The sequence below is a fragment of the Bradyrhizobium sp. HKCCYLRH3097 genome (assembly GCF_051167875.1).
Lineage (GTDB): Bacteria > Pseudomonadota > Alphaproteobacteria > Rhizobiales > Xanthobacteraceae > Bradyrhizobium.
The window spans coordinates 60026-76442 of the sequence record NZ_JBNPTX010000006.1 but is presented as its reverse complement, the minus strand read 5'-3'; the positions used below and the strand labels follow the sequence as shown (position 1 = coordinate 76442).

The 16417-nt window shown below is 65.5% G+C and carries 13 protein-coding genes; 4 read left to right on the top strand and 9 right to left on the bottom strand.

What is annotated here, in order from left to right; translation table 11 throughout:
- Window positions 1-35: 35 nt before the first annotated feature.
- From ACQR0U_RS16375 to ACQR0U_RS16350, 6 genes are all read right to left on the bottom strand, one after another.
- Entirely contained in the window at window positions 36-2726 is a 2691-nt protein-coding gene (locus tag ACQR0U_RS16375; protein ID WP_315754170.1) for a nitrate reductase, read from the bottom strand.
- A gap of 19 nt (window positions 2727-2745) precedes the next feature.
- On the bottom strand, window positions 2746-3960 hold the full coding sequence (locus ACQR0U_RS16370; RefSeq protein WP_434872187.1) for an NAD(P)/FAD-dependent oxidoreductase: 1215 nt from the start codon (window positions 3958-3960) through the stop codon (window positions 2746-2748).
- 5 nt (window positions 3961-3965) lie between these two features.
- Window positions 3966-4391, bottom strand: coding sequence for a globin family protein (locus ACQR0U_RS16365; protein WP_315715731.1), 426 nt, complete (start codon window positions 4389-4391; stop codon window positions 3966-3968).
- Between the two features lie 82 nt (window positions 4392-4473).
- On the bottom strand, window positions 4474-5268 hold the full coding sequence (locus ACQR0U_RS16360) for an ABC transporter ATP-binding protein (protein WP_315715819.1): 795 nt from the start codon (window positions 5266-5268) through the stop codon (window positions 4474-4476).
- A gap of 9 nt (window positions 5269-5277) precedes the next feature.
- Window positions 5278-6186 (bottom strand): nitrate ABC transporter permease, encoded by a 909-nt coding sequence (gene ntrB / locus ACQR0U_RS16355; RefSeq protein WP_315715730.1) that lies wholly within the window; start codon window positions 6184-6186, stop codon window positions 5278-5280.
- Between the two features lie 64 nt (window positions 6187-6250).
- A complete protein-coding gene (locus tag ACQR0U_RS16350; protein ID WP_316225106.1) occupies window positions 6251-7567 on the bottom strand; it encodes a CmpA/NrtA family ABC transporter substrate-binding protein in 1317 nt (438 codons plus the stop codon).
- A 678-nt stretch (window positions 7568-8245) separates the two neighbouring features.
- Here ACQR0U_RS16350 and ACQR0U_RS16345 point away from each other — a divergent pair.
- Together ACQR0U_RS16345 and ACQR0U_RS16340 are read left to right on the top strand one after the other, a co-directional pair.
- The gene (locus ACQR0U_RS16345; RefSeq protein ID WP_316225104.1) at window positions 8246-9079 is read left to right on the top strand and encodes a formate/nitrite transporter family protein; all 834 of its coding nucleotides are present in this window, start codon (window positions 8246-8248) and stop codon (window positions 9077-9079) included.
- Between the two features lie 69 nt (window positions 9080-9148).
- Window positions 9149-10879 carry a bifunctional protein-serine/threonine kinase/phosphatase gene (locus ACQR0U_RS16340; RefSeq protein ID WP_316225102.1) on the top strand — a complete coding sequence of 577 codons (1731 nt, stop codon included), beginning with the start codon at window positions 9149-9151 and terminating at the stop codon, window positions 10877-10879.
- A gap of 20 nt (window positions 10880-10899) precedes the next feature.
- Here ACQR0U_RS16340 and ACQR0U_RS16335 read toward each other — a convergent pair whose 3' ends face one another.
- A complete protein-coding gene (locus tag ACQR0U_RS16335; RefSeq protein ID WP_315826413.1) occupies window positions 10900-11814 on the bottom strand; it encodes a dioxygenase in 915 nt (304 codons plus the stop codon).
- A gap of 149 nt (window positions 11815-11963) precedes the next feature.
- On the opposite strand from ACQR0U_RS16335, the gene ACQR0U_RS16330 reads away from it, so the two are divergent.
- Window positions 11964-13238: a serine hydrolase domain-containing protein gene (locus tag ACQR0U_RS16330; protein WP_315826414.1), complete on the top strand. Its 1275-nt coding sequence runs from the start codon at window positions 11964-11966 to the stop codon at window positions 13236-13238.
- Between the two features lie 242 nt (window positions 13239-13480).
- The gene (locus ACQR0U_RS16325) at window positions 13481-14998 is read left to right on the top strand and encodes a sensor histidine kinase (protein ID WP_316225100.1); all 1518 of its coding nucleotides are present in this window, start codon (window positions 13481-13483) and stop codon (window positions 14996-14998) included.
- A 6-nt stretch (window positions 14999-15004) separates the two neighbouring features.
- On the opposite strand, the gene ACQR0U_RS16320 is transcribed toward ACQR0U_RS16325, so the two are convergent.
- Entirely contained in the window at window positions 15005-15739 is a 735-nt protein-coding gene (locus ACQR0U_RS16320) for a cytochrome c biogenesis CcdA family protein (protein ID WP_315715723.1), read from the bottom strand.
- Between the two features lie 303 nt (window positions 15740-16042).
- Window positions 16043-16288, bottom strand: a complete 246-nt coding sequence (locus ACQR0U_RS16315; RefSeq protein WP_315737708.1) for a hypothetical protein — start codon at window positions 16286-16288, stop codon at window positions 16043-16045.
- Between the last annotated feature and the right edge of the window lie 129 nt (window positions 16289-16417).

Below are 16417 nucleotides of genomic sequence, written 5' to 3'. Positions count from 1 at the left end.
CCGTTGGCCTCGCCCCGGAACGACAGTGTTCTCGGCTAGCTCGCCGCCGCGATGGGCGGGGCGTCCGTGGCCGTCTGCGCGATCAGCCGCTTCATCTCCGGAATGCACGAGCCGCAATTGGTGCCGGCCTTGAGCTGCGCGCCGATGGCGGCGGGCGTGCGCGCACCTGCCGTGATCGCATCGCAGATGGTGTCGCGGCCGACGCCGAAGCAGGCGCAGACGATCGGGCCGCCGCCGACGCCGTCGGGCGCGCGGCCGGACAGCAGCGTGCGACGCTGGTCGTCGTCGAGGCGGTCGGCGGCGAACATCGTCTTCACGACGTTCCAGTCGCCAGCATCATGGCCGGGGCCGACGAACAAACAGGTTTCGATGCGATCGTCGGCGAACGACGCGGCGCGATAGACGCCGCCGCCGACATCCATGTAGTCCGTGACATCGTCGGTGGCGCGCGCCTTGAACCAGGCCGGCCAGCGCGACAGATCGCCGTTGTCGGCGAACAGATAGCCGAAGCCGCCCTGCACCGTCGCGCGCGCCCACCACAGGTTGGACGGCAGCGTGAGCTCGTTGCGCGACAGGATGAAGCCGCGGAATACGTACTCATAAGAACTGATCGCAGCCGGGGTCGCCTTGGCCTCGGGCTGGCCGGAGAACGGATCGGTGTAGGAGGCGACCAGCGCGCCGACGCGGCCATGCGATGAGTTGGTGGCGCTCCAATGGATCGGCGCGAACAGCATGCCGCGCTGCTGGCGCTCGCTGACGACGACCTTGAGGATGCACTGGCCGTGCTCGGTCGTGACCTTGGCGAAACCGTCATGCATCAGGCCATAGCGCAGCGCGTCATCCGGGTGCACCTCGACGAACGGCTCCGGCAGATGCGCTGATAGCCGCGGGCTCAAGCCGGTGCGCGTCATCGTGTGCCACTGGTCGCGGATGCGACCGGTGTTCAGGCGCAGCGGGCGGGCGGCGGTGGTCTCGCCGCGCAGCGCCGGCACCTCCGGCGCGACGAAGCGCGCTTTGCGATCGTTGGTGAAGAAGGCGCCTTCGGCGAAAAAGCGCGGCTCGGGCGGCCTGCCCGCGCGCGCCGGCCATTGCACCGGCGCCATCGCGTCGTATTCGTCGTCGGTGAGCGTCGCCAGCGCGCCGATGTCGAAGTCGCGCGTGCCGTCGTTCTCGAACGCCGACAACGCCGCGTGCTCGCGGAACACGTCCGCCGCAGAGTTGTAATTGAAGGCGCCCGCGTGGCCGAGCCGTTTGCCGACCTCGCTCAGGATCCACCAGTCCGGCATGGCCTCGCCGGCCGGCGCAAGGAAGGCGCGCTGGCGCGAGATGCGGCGCTCGGAGTTGGTGACCGTGCCCGATTTCTCGCCCCAGGCCTGCGCCGGCAGCAGCACGTGGACGCCAGCATCGACGGTGTCGTTGGAGCGGACGTTCTCGGACACGACGAGCAGCTCGAGCTTCTTGAGCGCGGCGCGGACCAGATCGGCGTCCGGCAGCGACACCGCGGGGTTGGTGCCGATCACCCACAGCGCCTTGATCTCGCCGCGCACGATCGCCTCGAACATCTGCACCGCCTTGAGACCCTCATGGGTGGCGATGTCCTTGGCCTTCCAGAAGCGGCGGACGCGGTCGATGTCCGGCGGCGTGAAGCCCATGTGGGCCGCGAGCTGGTTGGCGAGCCCGCCGACCTCGCGGCCGCCCATCGCATTGGGTTGGCCGGTCAGCGAGAACGGCCCCATGCCCGGCTTGCCGATGCGCGCGGTCGCAAGATGGCAGTTGAGGATCGCGTTGACCTTGTCGGTGCCCTGCGCCGACTGGTTGACGCCCTGCGAATAGAGGGTGACGACCTTGGGAGTATCGCGGAACAGCTTGAAGAAGGCGGCGACGTCGACCTCGGACAGGCCGGTGGCGAGCGCGGTCGCCGCGGCGCTGCCGGCGAGGCTCCGGGCGCGGGCCAGGGTCTCGTCGAAGCCGCCGGTGTGAGCGTTGATGTAGTCGTGATCGAGCGCACCGCTGTCGGCGAGATGCACCAGCAGGCCGGCGAACAGCGCCGCATCCGCGCCGGGCTTCAATCCCAGGAACAGATCGGCTTCGCTCGACGTGTCGGTGCGACGCGGATCGATGACCACGAACCTGGCGCCGCGCGCCTGCTTGTTGGCCAGCATGCGCTGGTACAGCACCGGGTGGCACCAGGCGGCGTTGCTGCCGACGAAGACCAGCAGATCGGCCTGATCGAGATCCTCATAGGTGCCGGGCACGGTGTCGGCGCCGAAGGCACGGCGGTGGCCGGCGACCGACGAGGCCATGCACAGCCGCGAATTGGTGTCGACATTGGCCGAGCCGAGAAAGCCCTTCATCAGCTTGTTGGCGACGTAGTAGTCCTCGGTCAGCATCTGGCCGGAAAGATAGAACGCCACAGCGTCTTCGCCGTCGCGGGCGACGATGTGCTTCAGCCGGGTCGCGACGTGATCGAGCGCATCGCTCCAGGCCACCCGCTGCATGCCGCCCTTGCAGCGGATCATCGGGTACAGCAGGCGGCTCTCCAGCCCGAGCGTCTCGCCGAGCGCCGAGCCCTTGGAGCAGAGCCGGCCGAGATTGGCCGGATGCGAAGGATCCCCGGAGATCGCCGCGCCGCCGCGACCGTCGGGCGTGGCGAGCACGCCGCAACCGACGCCACAATAGGGACAGGCGGTGCGCACCATCGGCAGCTTCGGATCGAGCGTCGTCATCGTCGTGCGTGGCCCCTTCTCACGCTGCCTGCGGCCGCGCCCCCGCGCGGCCGAACATCATCGCTGTCCGGATCGCTGCGACCGGTTCGCGGCTCCGGATCAGGTCGCGATACCACAACGCGTCCTGAGTCTCACCGATCAGCACGGCACCGGTGAGGCGTCCCTCGGCGATGACGAGCTTCTTGTAGATGCCGCGCCTGACGTCGTTGAGCACGATCGCCTCGCTGCCCTCGGCGCCCATGAAGTCGCCGGCCGAGAACACCGACACGCCCGACACCTTCAGATTGGTCGAGACGACGCTGCCGCCATAGGCCGCCTGGCGGCCGGCGAGATGCCGCGCCAGCACCCGCGCCTGCTCATAGGCAGGTTCGACCAGCCCATAACAGGTGCCACGGTGCTCGGCGCACTCGCCGAGCGCGAAAATCCCGGGGGCCGAGGTCTGCATCGCGTCGTCGACGACGATGCCGCGGTTGACGGCGAGCCCCGCCTCCTTCGCCAGTGTCACATTCGGCCGGATGCCGGCGGCGAAGATCACCGCATCCGCAGCGAGGCGCCGCCCATCGGCCAGCTCGACTCCTTCGACGCGACCATCGCCATGGATGGCCGCGGTGCTGGCATTGAGCAGAACCTCGATCCCTTTGCGTGCCACCAGCGCCTTCAGCAACGCGGCGGCCGGCGCATCGAGCTGCCGCTCCATCAGCCGGTCCATCAGATGCAACAGCGTCACCCTGGCGCCGGCACGCGCCAGGCCATAGGCCGCTTCCAGCCCGAGCAGCCCGCCGCCGACGACCACCACGCGCCCCTTCTTCGCCGCCAGCGCCAGAAGCACATCCGTGTCCCGGCTGTCGCGGAATGTGTGCACACCCGGCAGATCGGCGCCCGGCACCGGCAGCCGCAGCGGCAGCGAGCCGGTGGCGAGGACCAGGCGCGAGAACGCCACGTTCTCGTCGTTCTCGATCCGCAGTTCGCGACGGCCGACATCGATGGCGGTGACGCGCGCACCGTATTTCAACGTTACCCCGCGCTCGCGCCACCAGGCCGCCGGCTTGAGCTCGATCTCGTGGGACGCGGCCTCGCCGGCCAGCACCGACGACAGCAGCACGCGGTTGTAGGCGAGCCGCGGCTCCTCGCCGATGACGGCGATCGCGTAGCGGCCGAGCGCAGTCTGCGACAATTCCTCGACCAGCTTTGCGGCAGCCATGCCGTTGCCGACGATGACGAGCGGTTCACTCAAAGCGCCTACTCCGCCGCCTGCGCCTTGCCATGGGCTTCCGCGATCATGTAGCCGGACAGCGTGCCGTAGGCCGCGGTCCAGGCATCGGCGACATCGGGCGTCCAGCCGTCGCCAAGTCCCTTCTCGAGGGTCCACAGCAGCGCGGCGCCGACCACCGGATAGTGCTCCGGCTTGGCGCCGTAATCGACGTGGCGCTTGGCGAGCGCGCTTGCCGCCGGCAGGATCGCGGGCAGATTCGTCAATCCATTGACGACGACCGCCAAGGTCGCCATCAGCTTCTTGCGCTGCTCGGTGAGATCGTCGGGAAACATCGCGCGCACCTGCGGCGCGACCTCGAACAGCCGATCGTAGAAGATGGTCGCGGCCTGATCGGAGATCGGCGCGACCCTGGCAAAGCTATTCTGAACCAATGCGATCTGAGACGGCGTCATGGGAAATCCTTATGATGGAAACGAGAACCCGTTAGTTGCCCGACGCGGAGAGCGGTTCGATGCGCTCTCCGCTTTCCAATCGTCACGCCGCCTCGACGTAGCGATGCCGCTCATACAGGAACTCCAGCACGCGCTGGCGACACTTGACGTAGGTGGCGTTGGTCGCCAGCTCGAGCCGCTTGCGCGGCCGCGGCAGGGCGACCTCGAGCACCTCGCCGATATGCGCGCTCGGGCCGTTGGTCATCATCACGATGCGGTCGGACAGCAGCACCGCCTCGTCGACATCGTGCGTGATCATCAGGATGGTATTGCCGAGCTTCTGGTGCAGCGCCATCACCGAGTCCTGCAGATGCGCCCGCGTCAGCGCGTCGAGCGCGCCGAACGGCTCGTCGAGCAGCAGCACTTTCGGCTCCATGGCGAGCGCACGGGCAATGCCGACGCGCTGCTTCATGCCGCCGGAGACCTCGTTGGGCCGCTTGTCCTTGGCATGGGCCATCTGCACCAGGTTCAGATTGTGCATGGTCCAGGCGTCGCGCTCGGCGCGGGTCTTGGTCTTGGCGAACACCTTGTCGACGCCGAGCCGCACGTTCTCGTAGACCGTCAGCCAGGGCAGCAGGCTGTGGTTCTGGAACACCACGGCGCGGTCGGGTCCCGGCGAATTGACTTCGCGCTCCTCCAGCAGCACGCCGCCGGTCGTGGCCGTGGTGAGCCCCGCCACGATGTTGAGCATCGTCGACTTGCCGCAGCCGGAATGGCCGATGATCGAGACGTATTCGCCCTTGTTGATCGAGAGGTTGATGTCCTTCAGCACTTCGGTGGTGGCGGTGCCGCGGGTGAAGGTCTTGTCGACGTGGTCGAGCTTCAGATAGGCCATGATCTCTACCTCTCAATTCGTCGCGGTGCCGCGGGTGACGATCTTGCCGACGACCGCAATCAGGCGGTCGAGCACGAAGCCGATGATGCCGACATAGAACAGCGCCAGGATGATCTCGCTGATATGCGAGGAATTCCACGCGTCCCAGATGAAGAAACCGATGCCGACGCCGCCGATCAGCATCTCGGCCGCGACGATCGCGAGCCACGACAGGCCGATGCCGATGCGCAGGCCGGTGAAGATGTAGGGCGCGGCCGCCGGAATCATGATCTTGGCGAAGAACTCCAGCGGATTGAGCTGCACCACCGCGGCGACGTTGCGATAGTCCTGCGGAATGTTGCGGATGCCGACCGCGGTGTTGATGATGATCGGCCATACCGAGGTGATGAAGATGACGAAGATCGCCGACGGCTGGCCGTCGCGGAACGCCGCCAGCGACAGCGGCAGCCAGGCGAGCGGCGGGATCGTGCGCAGCACCTGGAAGATCGGATCGAGGCCGCGCATGGCCCACACCGACTGGCCGATCAGCGTGCCGACACCGACGCCGACGACGGCAGCAATCGCGTAGCCGAAGGCGACGCGGCGCAGGCTGGCCTCGAGATGCCAGAACAGTCCCTTGTCGATGCCGCCATGATCGAAGAACGGATCGAAGATCAGCTCGCGGGTATCGCTGAACACCCGGGAGGGCGGCGGCAGCGCCGAGCCGGCCCGGCGGCAGACCAGCTCCCAAATCAGCAGGAACAGCGCCAGCACGATCAACGGCGGCACCACGCGCACCGCGGCCTCGCGGGCCATCTTTCCATAGCGTTCGGCTTTCGGCGCCTGCTTGGGCGTCATGGTCACGATGGACGCCGAGGTGGACGCCGCCGCGGTCGGCACGACCTGGGGAGCGCTATCGTTGGTCAACGCTGGCATGGACATCGGAAATCTTTCTCCGTGCAATGAGAGAGGCCGCGCGCCTTGCGCGCGCAGCGGGAGGTCCTGATCAGGCGTCGACGCGCTTGATCGACAGCGACTTCAGGTAGGCGGCGGGATCTTCCGGATCGAACACCTTGCCGTCGAAGAAGGTCTCCTTGCCGCGCGACTTGGAGGTCGGAATCTCGGCGGCTGCGACGTTCATCTCCTTGGCGGCCTCGCGCCAGATGTCCTCGCGGTTGACCTTGGCGATCAGCGACTTGGCGTCGAAGCCAGCCTCATACTTGCCCCACCGGATGTCCTCGGTGATGAACCAGAGATCGTGGCTCTGGAATGGATAGGACGCGAAGTCGCGCCAATACTTCATGATGTGCGGCGAGTTCTCGACGACCTTGCCGGTACCGTAGTCGAACTTGCCGGCCGTGCGTCCGGCGACGTCCTCGACCGGGCAATTCATCCACTGCCGCTTGGCCATGATGGTCGCAAGCTCCTGCTTGTTCTCCATCTTGTCGGCCCACTGCTGCGCTTCCATCACCGCCATCGTCAACGCTTTCGCGGCCTTCGGATATTTGTCGACAAAGGCGGCGCGCATCGCGAAGGATTTTTCGGGATGCTTGTTCCAGATCTCGCCCGTCGTGACGGCGGTGTAGCCGATACCCTGGTTGACGAGCTGCGCATTCCACGGCTCGCCGACGCAGAAGCAGTCCATGGTGCCGACCTTCATGTTGGCCACCATCTGCGGCGGCGGCACCACGATGGTCTCGATGTCCTTGTCGGGATCGATGCCGCCGGCGGCGAGCCAGTAGCGGATCCAGAGATCGTGGGTGCCGCCCGGGAAGGTCATCGCGGCCTTCACGGACTTGCCGGAGGCCTTCTTCTTCTCCAGCGCGGCTTTGAACGGCGCGGTATCGAGGCCGAGCTTGAGGTCCGCATATTCCTTGCCGACCGAGATGCACTGCGCATCGAGATTGAGCCGCGCCAGAATGTACATCGGCGTCGGCTGGTTGTTCTGCGTCACCTTGCCCGAGGAGATCAGGTACGGCATCGGGGTCAGGATGTGCGCGCCGTCGATGCCGTTGCCTTCAGAGCCGAGCACGAGGTTGTCGCGCGTGGTGCCCCACGAGGCCTGCTTCTGTACGTCGACGTCGGGCATGCCGTATTTGGCGAAGATGCCCTTGTCCTTGGCCACGAACAGCGGACCGGCATCGCTGAGCGCGATGAAGCCGAGCTTGGCGCTGGCGACTTCCGGCCCCGCCCCCTGGGCGAACGCTCCGCCCGGCAAGTTCAGCTTCGCGGCTGCTAGCAGCGCAGCCGTGCCGGCGCCCGCCTTGAGAAGCTGACGACGGCTGAAGCCGTCGCGGCGAGCAGGATTGGCAGTCTTCGTCATGAGTGCTGTCGTCCTTTGTCTGAAGAGCGCTCGATGGGTGAAAAGGCCGTCCGTTGCGGGTCGCTGCGCCACGCACGAAGGCGCGTGTTCCGAGGTGGCCTCGGAAGGGGCAGCGTCACGATTCGGATGAGGATTGCGCGGACGGCATCGATGGCGTCGCAAATGCTCTTTCAAGCTTCGTGCCAACGCATCAGTTTTGAATTCAGGAACTGATTCAATCGCTTAGCTGTGCACAGCAATCCATCAGAGGCAGAAGCCCGCATCCAAAATTTGCGATTCGCCCACTTTGTGTGCGCCGCACACAAAGTGGGCATGGCGCGATTGTTCCATGAGCACCAGGACAGCAAATCAGCCCTTTCAAGCAGCCGCGGCCCGGACGTCCAAACGTAATCGATTGAAATCGATGATCTTTTGATTGGCGTCAAAATTGGCACAGGCATTGCTTCGACGCCTACAAGTCAACGATGACTGCGGTTCGCCGGACTGTCGAGGCCGATGGCGCCTGATCTCCGGGACGGACGCGCGCTCGCGACTGGGGTCACCTCGGCGCGGTCGTCGTGACGCCCTTCCCCGCATTCGACATCCGATCCGCCTGCCCGTGGCGATGTCCCGCGAGAGCCAGAACCTCTCGCAAGGCAGCGCGCAATCTATTCCCGAGAGCAAACAAAGGACGTTTGAATGTCGTACCTCGCGCCTTCAGAATTCGTGACCAAGATGGTGGACGCAGGTGAGTCCAAGATCTTCATGTCGACCCGGGACACCGTCATCCGCGCCTACATGGCTGGCGCGATCCTGGCGCTCGCGGCCTGGTTTGCCGTCACCATCAATGTGAACACAGGCCAGCCGATCATCGGCGCGCTGTTGTTTCCGGTCGGCTTCTGCATGCTCTATTTGCTGGGCTTCGATCTGCTGACTGGCGTGTTCGTGCTGTCGCCGCTGGCGCTCATCGACAAGCGTCCGGGCGTGACCCTCGCGGGCGTGCTGCGCAACTGGGGCCTCGTCTTCATCGGCAATTTCGCCGGAGCACTGACCGTTGCCTTCATGATGGCATTCGTGACCACGTTCGGCTTCACGCAGGAGCCGGACAAGGTCGGCGCTGTCATCGGCAATATCGGTGAAGGCAGGACGCTCGGCTACGCGGCGCATGGCGCGGCCGGCATGGCGACGCTGTTCATCCGCGGCATGCTGTGCAACTGGATGGTCTCCACCGGCGTGGTCGGCGCGATGATCTCGACGACGGTCCCGGGCAAGGTGCTGGCGATGTGGATGCCGATCCTGGTGTTCTTCTACATGGTGTTCGAGCATTCGGTGGTGAACATGTTCCTGTTTCCGTCGGGGCTGATGCTCCATGCGAAGTTCTCGATCATGGACTACCTGATCTGGAACGAGATCCCGACCGTGCTCGGCAATCTCGTCGGCGGTCTCTCGTTCACCGGCCTGACGCTGTACGCCACCCATGTCAGGACGCAGCCGAAGCGTGATGCCAAGATCGCAGCCCGCGTCGCGGCTTGATTTCCGTCTCCCTTGGAGAGCCCGGCTTCAGTTAAGGTCGGGCTCTCCTCAAATCGCTCGATAGCCCAAATGCCATTGCGGATCACCATCGGAGCGCATTCCGACAAAGGGCAGAAGCCGGGCAACCAGGACTTCCACGGCGCACTGATTCCCGATGAGCCGGCGCTCAGCCTGAAGGGCATCGCGATCGCCATCGCGGACGGGATCAGCAGCAGCGAGGTCAGCCACATTGCGAGCGAGTCGGCGGTCAAGAGCTTCCTGACCGACTATTACTGTACGCCGGATGCCTGGTCGGTGAAGACCTCGGCGCGACGCGTGATCGCCGCGGCCAACTCCTGGCTCTACGCCCAGACCAGAGCCAGCCAATACGCCTATGACCGCGACAAGGGTTACGTCTGCACGCTCAGTGCGATGGTAATCAAGGCGGCCACGGCGCATCTCTTCCATATCGGCGATTGTCGCATCTATCGCCCCGCAGGCCACTCGCTCGAGCAGCTCACCGACGATCATCGCGTCATCATCTCGTCGCAGCAGAGCTATCTGGGGCGTGCGCTCGGGGTCAATCCCGAGGTCGAAATCGACTATCAGGCCATTCGGATCGAGCGCGGCGACATCTTCGTGCTCGCGACCGACGGCGTTCACGAACACGTAGGCAATCGTTTTGTCGCCAACGTGTTGAAAGAGAATTCCCACGACCTCGACCAGGCGGCCCGTATCATCGTCGCTGAGGCGCTGGCGCAGGGCAGCGCGGACAATCTCACGATCCAGATCGTGCGGATCGACGAACTCGGTGCCGGCGATGCCGCCGAGATTCCGGTCCAGGCCGAGCAGCTGCCGCCGGCGCCGCTGCTGGACGCGCGGATGATCTTCGAGGGCTACCGGATCGTGCGCGAGATCCACGCCAGCAGCCGCAGCCACATTTATCTGGCCGTCGACGTCGAGACGGAGCTCGCCGTCGCCCTCAAGGTGCCTTCGATCGACCTGCGCGGCGACCCGGCCTATCTCAAACGGTTCCTGATGGAAGACTGGATTGCGCGGCGGATCGACAACCCGCACGTGCTGAAGGCCTTCCCATCGACGCGTCGCCGCGATCATCTCTACGTCGTCACCGAATTCGTCGAAGGCCAGACCCTGGCGCAATGGATGATCGACCATCCCAAAGCCGATCTCGATACCGTCAGAGACATCATCGAGCAGATCGCCAGGGGGCTGCAGGCGCTGCATCGCAAGGAAGTGCTGCACCAGGATCTGCGGCCTGCAAACATCATGATCGACCGGACCGGGACGGTGAAGATCATCGATTTCGGATCGGTGCGGGTCAGCGGCGTGGTCGAGGCCGATCCGGCTGCCGACCACGACAGCATCCTCGGCACCCAGCAGTATACGGCGCCGGAATATTTTCTCGGCGAGGGCGGCTCCGAATGGTCCGACCAGTTCTCGCTCGGCGTGATCGCCTACCAGATGCTGACGGGCCGGCTGCCCTACGGCGCGCAGATGGCACGTGCACGAACCCGGGCGCAGTTTCGCAAGGTGCTTTATCACCCGGCCTCCGGCGATGACCAAACCGTCCCGCTCTGGATCGATGGCGCACTCCGGCGCGCCGTCCATCCCGTCGCCGCCAAACGTTACGAGAGCCTCTCGGAATTCGTCTTCGACCTTCGGCACCCCAATCCCGCCTATATCGGCGGCGGCCGGACGCCCCTGATCGAGCGCAATCCGCTGCTGTTCTGGAAGGCGACGACTGCGCTGCTCGCGATCGCAGTGATCATCCTGCTCGCGGCTCGCCACGGCGGCTGGTAGGCGGACCTGCCAGCCGCGGATCAGGCGGGTTCAGGCGCGATCGCGCCAAGCGGCCTCGGCGCCACGCCCGCTCCCGGCTTCATGCGGAAATCATAGGTCATCAAGTGCCATGGCCCGATGGCCAGCTTGCCGTCCGGCATCACCGCGTCGCTGCGCCGCTCGACCTGGGCGATGAGCTCGTCCTTGACGCCAAAGACGACGTCGCTGTCGAGATATTCGTCGCCGCCGACGAAGACATGGGTGATGAGCGGCTCGTAGCCCTTGGCGTCCACCAGGAAATGCACATGGGCCGGGCGCATCGGATGACGCTTGGTCTCGAGGATCATCCGTCCCACCGGTCCGTCGGTCGGGATCGGATAGCTGCAGGGCAGGATGGTGCGGAAGAAAAAGCGGCCATCAGCATCGGTGATGAAGCGCGCCCGCGACGACGGACCATCGCTTTCATAGGACGGCCGCTGCGAATCGTAGAAGCCCTCGTCGTCGGCATGCCAGACATCGACCGCGGCGCCTGCCAGCGGGGCACCCGCCAGATCGGTCACCCGTCCCTGGACGAACATCTTCTCGCCCTTGAGATCCGCCGAGATGTCGGTGCCGTGGGGCGTCACCTTGTGCTCGCCGACGTAGAACGGGCCGAGTACGGTCGTCTCCGTCGCCCCTGCCCGGTCGCGATGATTGATGGCGTCGACCAGCATCGACACGCCGAGCACGTCGGACAGCAGGATGAACTCCTGCCGGCTTGCGGTGCAGGTCTGTCCGGTGCGGGTGAGAAAGTCGATGGCGGCGGCCCATTCGTCGAAAGTGAGCTCCGTCCGGCGCACATAATCGTGCAGCGACTTCACCAATTCCTGCAGCAGGAATTTCGCGCGCGGATCGGGTGTCCGTTCGAAGCTCGCGACGACGGCCTCCGTGAGCTCGCCTTCATTGAATTGTGTCATTGCCAATTCCTCCCGGCGCAAAGGGTACACGACGCATGCCTGGCCTGCCATTGGACGCGGCGCGATTTTCGGCTATCACCCGGAACAAACGGGATGCGCGGCCGATCCTCGCGCAGGCCGCCAGAAACCGATCATAGCGGAGACGCCCGATGCTCGCCCCGACACCCGCCTCGCCCGAAACCGTCGGCATGTCGAAAGCCGCGCTCGATCGCATCGATGCCCATCTGCGGCAGCGCTATGTCGAGGCCGGCCGCTTTCCCGGGACGCAGTTGATGGTCTATCGCCGCGGCAAGATCGTGCATGCGAGCTCGCTCGGCTATGCCGACGTCGAGCGCAAGGTCCCGGTCAGGGACGACACGATCTACCGCATCTATTCGATGACCAAGCCGATCACCTCGGTCGCCTTCATGATGCTGGTCGAGGAAGGCAAGGTCGCGCTCGACGAGCCGGTCGCGAAATACATTCCGGAGTGGAAGAATCTCGGCGTGTTCGTCGCCGGCACCGCGCCGGCCTTTGTCAGCCGGCCGCCGTCGCGGCCGATGCTGATCGTCGACCTGCTGCGCCACACCTCCGGCCTGACCTACGGCTTCCAGCAGCGATCGAACGTCGATGCCGCCTATCGCGACGCCAAGATCGGCGCAGTCGAAAAGGCGGGAACGCTGCAGTCGATGATCGATGATCTCTCGCGTATTCCGCTCGAATTCTCGCCGGGCGAGGCCTGGAACTACTCGGTCTCGACCGACGTGGTCGGCTATCTCGTCGGCAAGATCGCCGACCAGCCGTTCGAGCAAGTCCTGAAGCAGCGCATCTTCGATCCGCTCGGCATGAGCGACACCGATTTCCACGTGCCCGCGGCGAAGGCGCACCGGCTGGCGGCGTGCTACTCGGCCGATGCCGGCGGCGCCTTGTCGTTCCACGCCGCCGATCGCAAGGGCGGCCTGACCTTGCAGGACGACCCGGCGACCAGTTCGTTCCTGAACCCGCCCGACTTCATCTCCGGCGGCGGCGGCCTGTGCTCGACCACGGCCGACTATCTGACGTTCTGCCGCGCATTGCTCAATGGCGGCGAGCTCGGCGGCGTCAGGCTGCTCGGACCGAAGACGCTGAAGCTGATGACCTCGAACCATCTGCCGGGCGGCGTCGACCTGCCGGCGCTGTCGCGCTCGATGTTCGCGGAAGCAGCCTATAACGGCATCGGCTTCGGTCTCGGCTTCTCGGTGACGATGGATCCGGCCAAGACGTTGATTCCCGGCAGCGCCGGCGAATATGCCTGGGGCGGTGCGGCCTCCACGGCGTTCTGGATCGACCCGGCCGAGGAGCTGATCACGATCTTCATGACCCAGGTCTTGCCGTCGAGCGCCTACCCGATCCGCCGCGAGCTGCGCACGATGGTGTACGCGGCGATCACCGAAAGCAACGTCTAGGAGCGGCGTCGTGGCGGTAAAGCCGCTCAGGGAACCGGCGATCCCCGCGCGTTGCGCTTGGCGTGCACGCGGTGCTCTCTTATGCTGACAGTCATGTGAACGGCTGCAACCGCCGAGCCCTTGCGGAGGCAGCCGCTCCAGCCTGATATGCGCTCGCCGCACAAATTCGCCTCCGCCCGACGCGTCTCCCGCCTGCGTCAGTCCCAACGGCGATCAGCAGCGCCAGCTCAAACGGGGCATCCGTGCCAAAACTCTCCCTGCCGATCCGGCTTGCTCTTCTGGTCGCAGGGACCACACTGCCGCTCATCCTGTTCGCAGGCGGAATCGTCTTGCACAGCTACATGCAGGATCGCAGCGACGCCCGTCAGCGCGTGCTGGAGACGGTGCGCAGCATCCGGCTGACGCTCGATGCCGAAATGCAGCGCATGACCGGCGGCGTCCAGGTCCTGGCGCTGACCGATGCTCTGACCACCGGCGATTTCGAACGCTTCCGGCCGATCGCGATGGGCTTCCTCGAGCAGTACGGCAAGAACGGCACGATCGTGGTCGCCGACCGCAACGGACGCCAGCTGTTCTCGTCGGCGACGACGGATACGGCTCACCTGCCGACGCGCAACAACCGCGAGATCACCCGCCGCGTGTTCGAGACCCGGCAGCCGCAATATTCCGACCTGTTCTACGGCGTCGTGAAGAAGAGCCTGATCGTCACCGTCGAGGTGCCCGTCTTTCGCGACGGCGAGGTCGTCTATGACATCTCGTTCAGCCCGCCGATCGAGATGTTCCAGACCATCCTGGAAAAGCAGCGGCCGAATCCGGACTGGACCTTGTCGCTGCTCGACCGCCAGGCGACCGTCTTCGCGCGCGTGCCAAATCCGGCGGAGACGATAGGCAAGCAGGCCTCGCCCTCGGTGTTTGATCGCATGCGCAGCGAGCAGGAGGCGACGCTGTCGAGCGTATCGCTCGAGGGCGTGCCGCTGCTGTCGAGCTTCACCCATTCCACCCTCACCGGATGGACCATCGGCGCCGGCATCGCCGAGGATTCGCTGGTTGCGCCGTTGTGGCGCAACCTCGCCGTCACCAGCCTGCTCGGCGGCATCATGCTGGCGATCGGTCTGGCCTTCGCGGTGCGGATGGCGACGACGATCGCGCGCGCCGAGATGCTGCACGACCTGCTGATCGAGGAGCTCAATCACCGGGTCAAGAACACGCTGGCGATCCTGCAGGCGATCGCGGTGCAGACCTTCCGCAGCGCCAGCCGCCTTGAGCGTGAGAAGTTCGAGGGCCGGCTCGGCGCGCTCGCCGAGGCGCATAATCTGCTCAGCAAGGAGAAATGGCAGGGTTCTGAGCTGCAGGACGTGATCGAGCGCGTGCTCAAGCCCTACCGCCTCAACACGCCCGACCGCATCAGGATCTCCGGCCCGAAGGTGGCGCTGTCGCCGCGGCTCGCCGTCGTGCTGTCGATGATCGTGCATGAGATCGCAACCAACGCCGCCAAATATGGTGCGTTCTCCAACGACACCGGCACGGTCGATCTGTCCTGGGAGCTGGCGAACGCGGCCGACGCGGCGAAGAAGCTGCCGGCACGGCTGCGGCTGGTGTGGCAGGAAACCGGCGGCCCGGTGGTCTCGGCGCCGATCCAGCGCGGCTTCGGCTCCCGCCTGATCGAGCGCAGCGCGCGCGATCAGCTCGGCGGCGAGGCCACGGTCGACTTCCTGCCGCCGGGCGTGGTCTACACCATCACCTGCAAGCTCGACGATTGAGCCGCGTCAGCCGAACCTCTGCAGCGCCGGGAACGTCTCGAGCAGCCAGATGCTGAAGGTCGAGACCGCGCCAGTGAGAAAGCCGATGCCGGTGGCGATCATCAGCACGCCCATCGCGCGCTCGATGTTCACGAGATGGCCACGCATGCGGATGAACAGCGCCGAGAACTGTTCGATCATGAACGCCGCGACCAGGAACGGAATGCCGAGGCCGGCGGAATAGACGGCAAGAAGCCCGGCCCCCTTGGCGACCGTCGTCTCCGCAGCTGCGATCGAGAGGATCGCCGCCAGGATCGGCCCGATGCACGGCGTCCAGCCGAAGGCGAAGGCGAGCCCCATGACATAGGCGCCCCACAGGCCGACCGGCTTGGGGATCGGCAGCCGCCCTTCGCGCATCAGGAACGAGATCCGCGTCAGGCCGAGGAAGTGCAGGCCCATCACGATGATGACGACGCCGGCGAGGATGGACAACTGCTCCGACCAGGCCCGGATCAGGCCGCCGATCAGCGAGGCGCTCGCCCCCAGCATCACGAACACGGTGGAGAAGCCCAGCACGAACAGTGCGGCCGAGATCATCACGGCGCGACGCGACGCGGCCGGAGGCTCGTCGCTCTCGATGTGCTCGATCGTGGCGCCGGTGAGATAGATCAAATACGGAGGAACCAGCGGTAGCACGCAGGGCGAAAGAAAACTGACCAAGCCAGCAATGAACGCGGCCGGAATCGATACGTTCTGGATCATGCGAGTCCCGCGATACGCCCCTCCAGGCGCAAGCCGGGGCACGACGCTTCTTGCCGCCGATGCGGGGAATACGCAACAGACGTGCCGAAGTTACGGCGGTCAACGATGATCACGGCCTGCGGGCTTTCGCCAGGATAGAGCCCGACGTCCCCGGATCGGGGCCTCATTGGCGAAGCCCCCCGCCCCGATGGGAGTGTCGCCTCGCTTCAACCGGCTCGTCTGCGAGCCGGCGCGCGCCTCACCGTGGGATCACGACATATCACAAATGCGCCAAATGCACCCTTGTGCACACACCGAACTGTGCTATTTCACCACTCGAAGCAACGGTGGCCGGCGCTGACCTGGCTGCAGCTTCGCATCGCGCAGCTTGTCGGGATTGTCGGCTTGAACCATCTCATCGCAAAGCGATTTCAGATCGTCCTCGCTCAGACGGTTCAGCTTCATGCGCAGGTCGAGGATGGCAACCGAGACCAAATGCGCCGATTCGCGATTGCCCGTCGCCGCGAGCATGGCGCGGCACTGCTCGAGGGACGCAAGCACTGCAAGCATTTGTTCGTCTGAATTGGCCACAGGCGTCGTTTCCGTTCTAGTAGCGTGCGACGAGATGGAGCCGAGCAACTCCCGACTCGCGGATGGCTTCCAAATACGTCATGTCGTTGCTCCCCTGCGCTTTGCCGA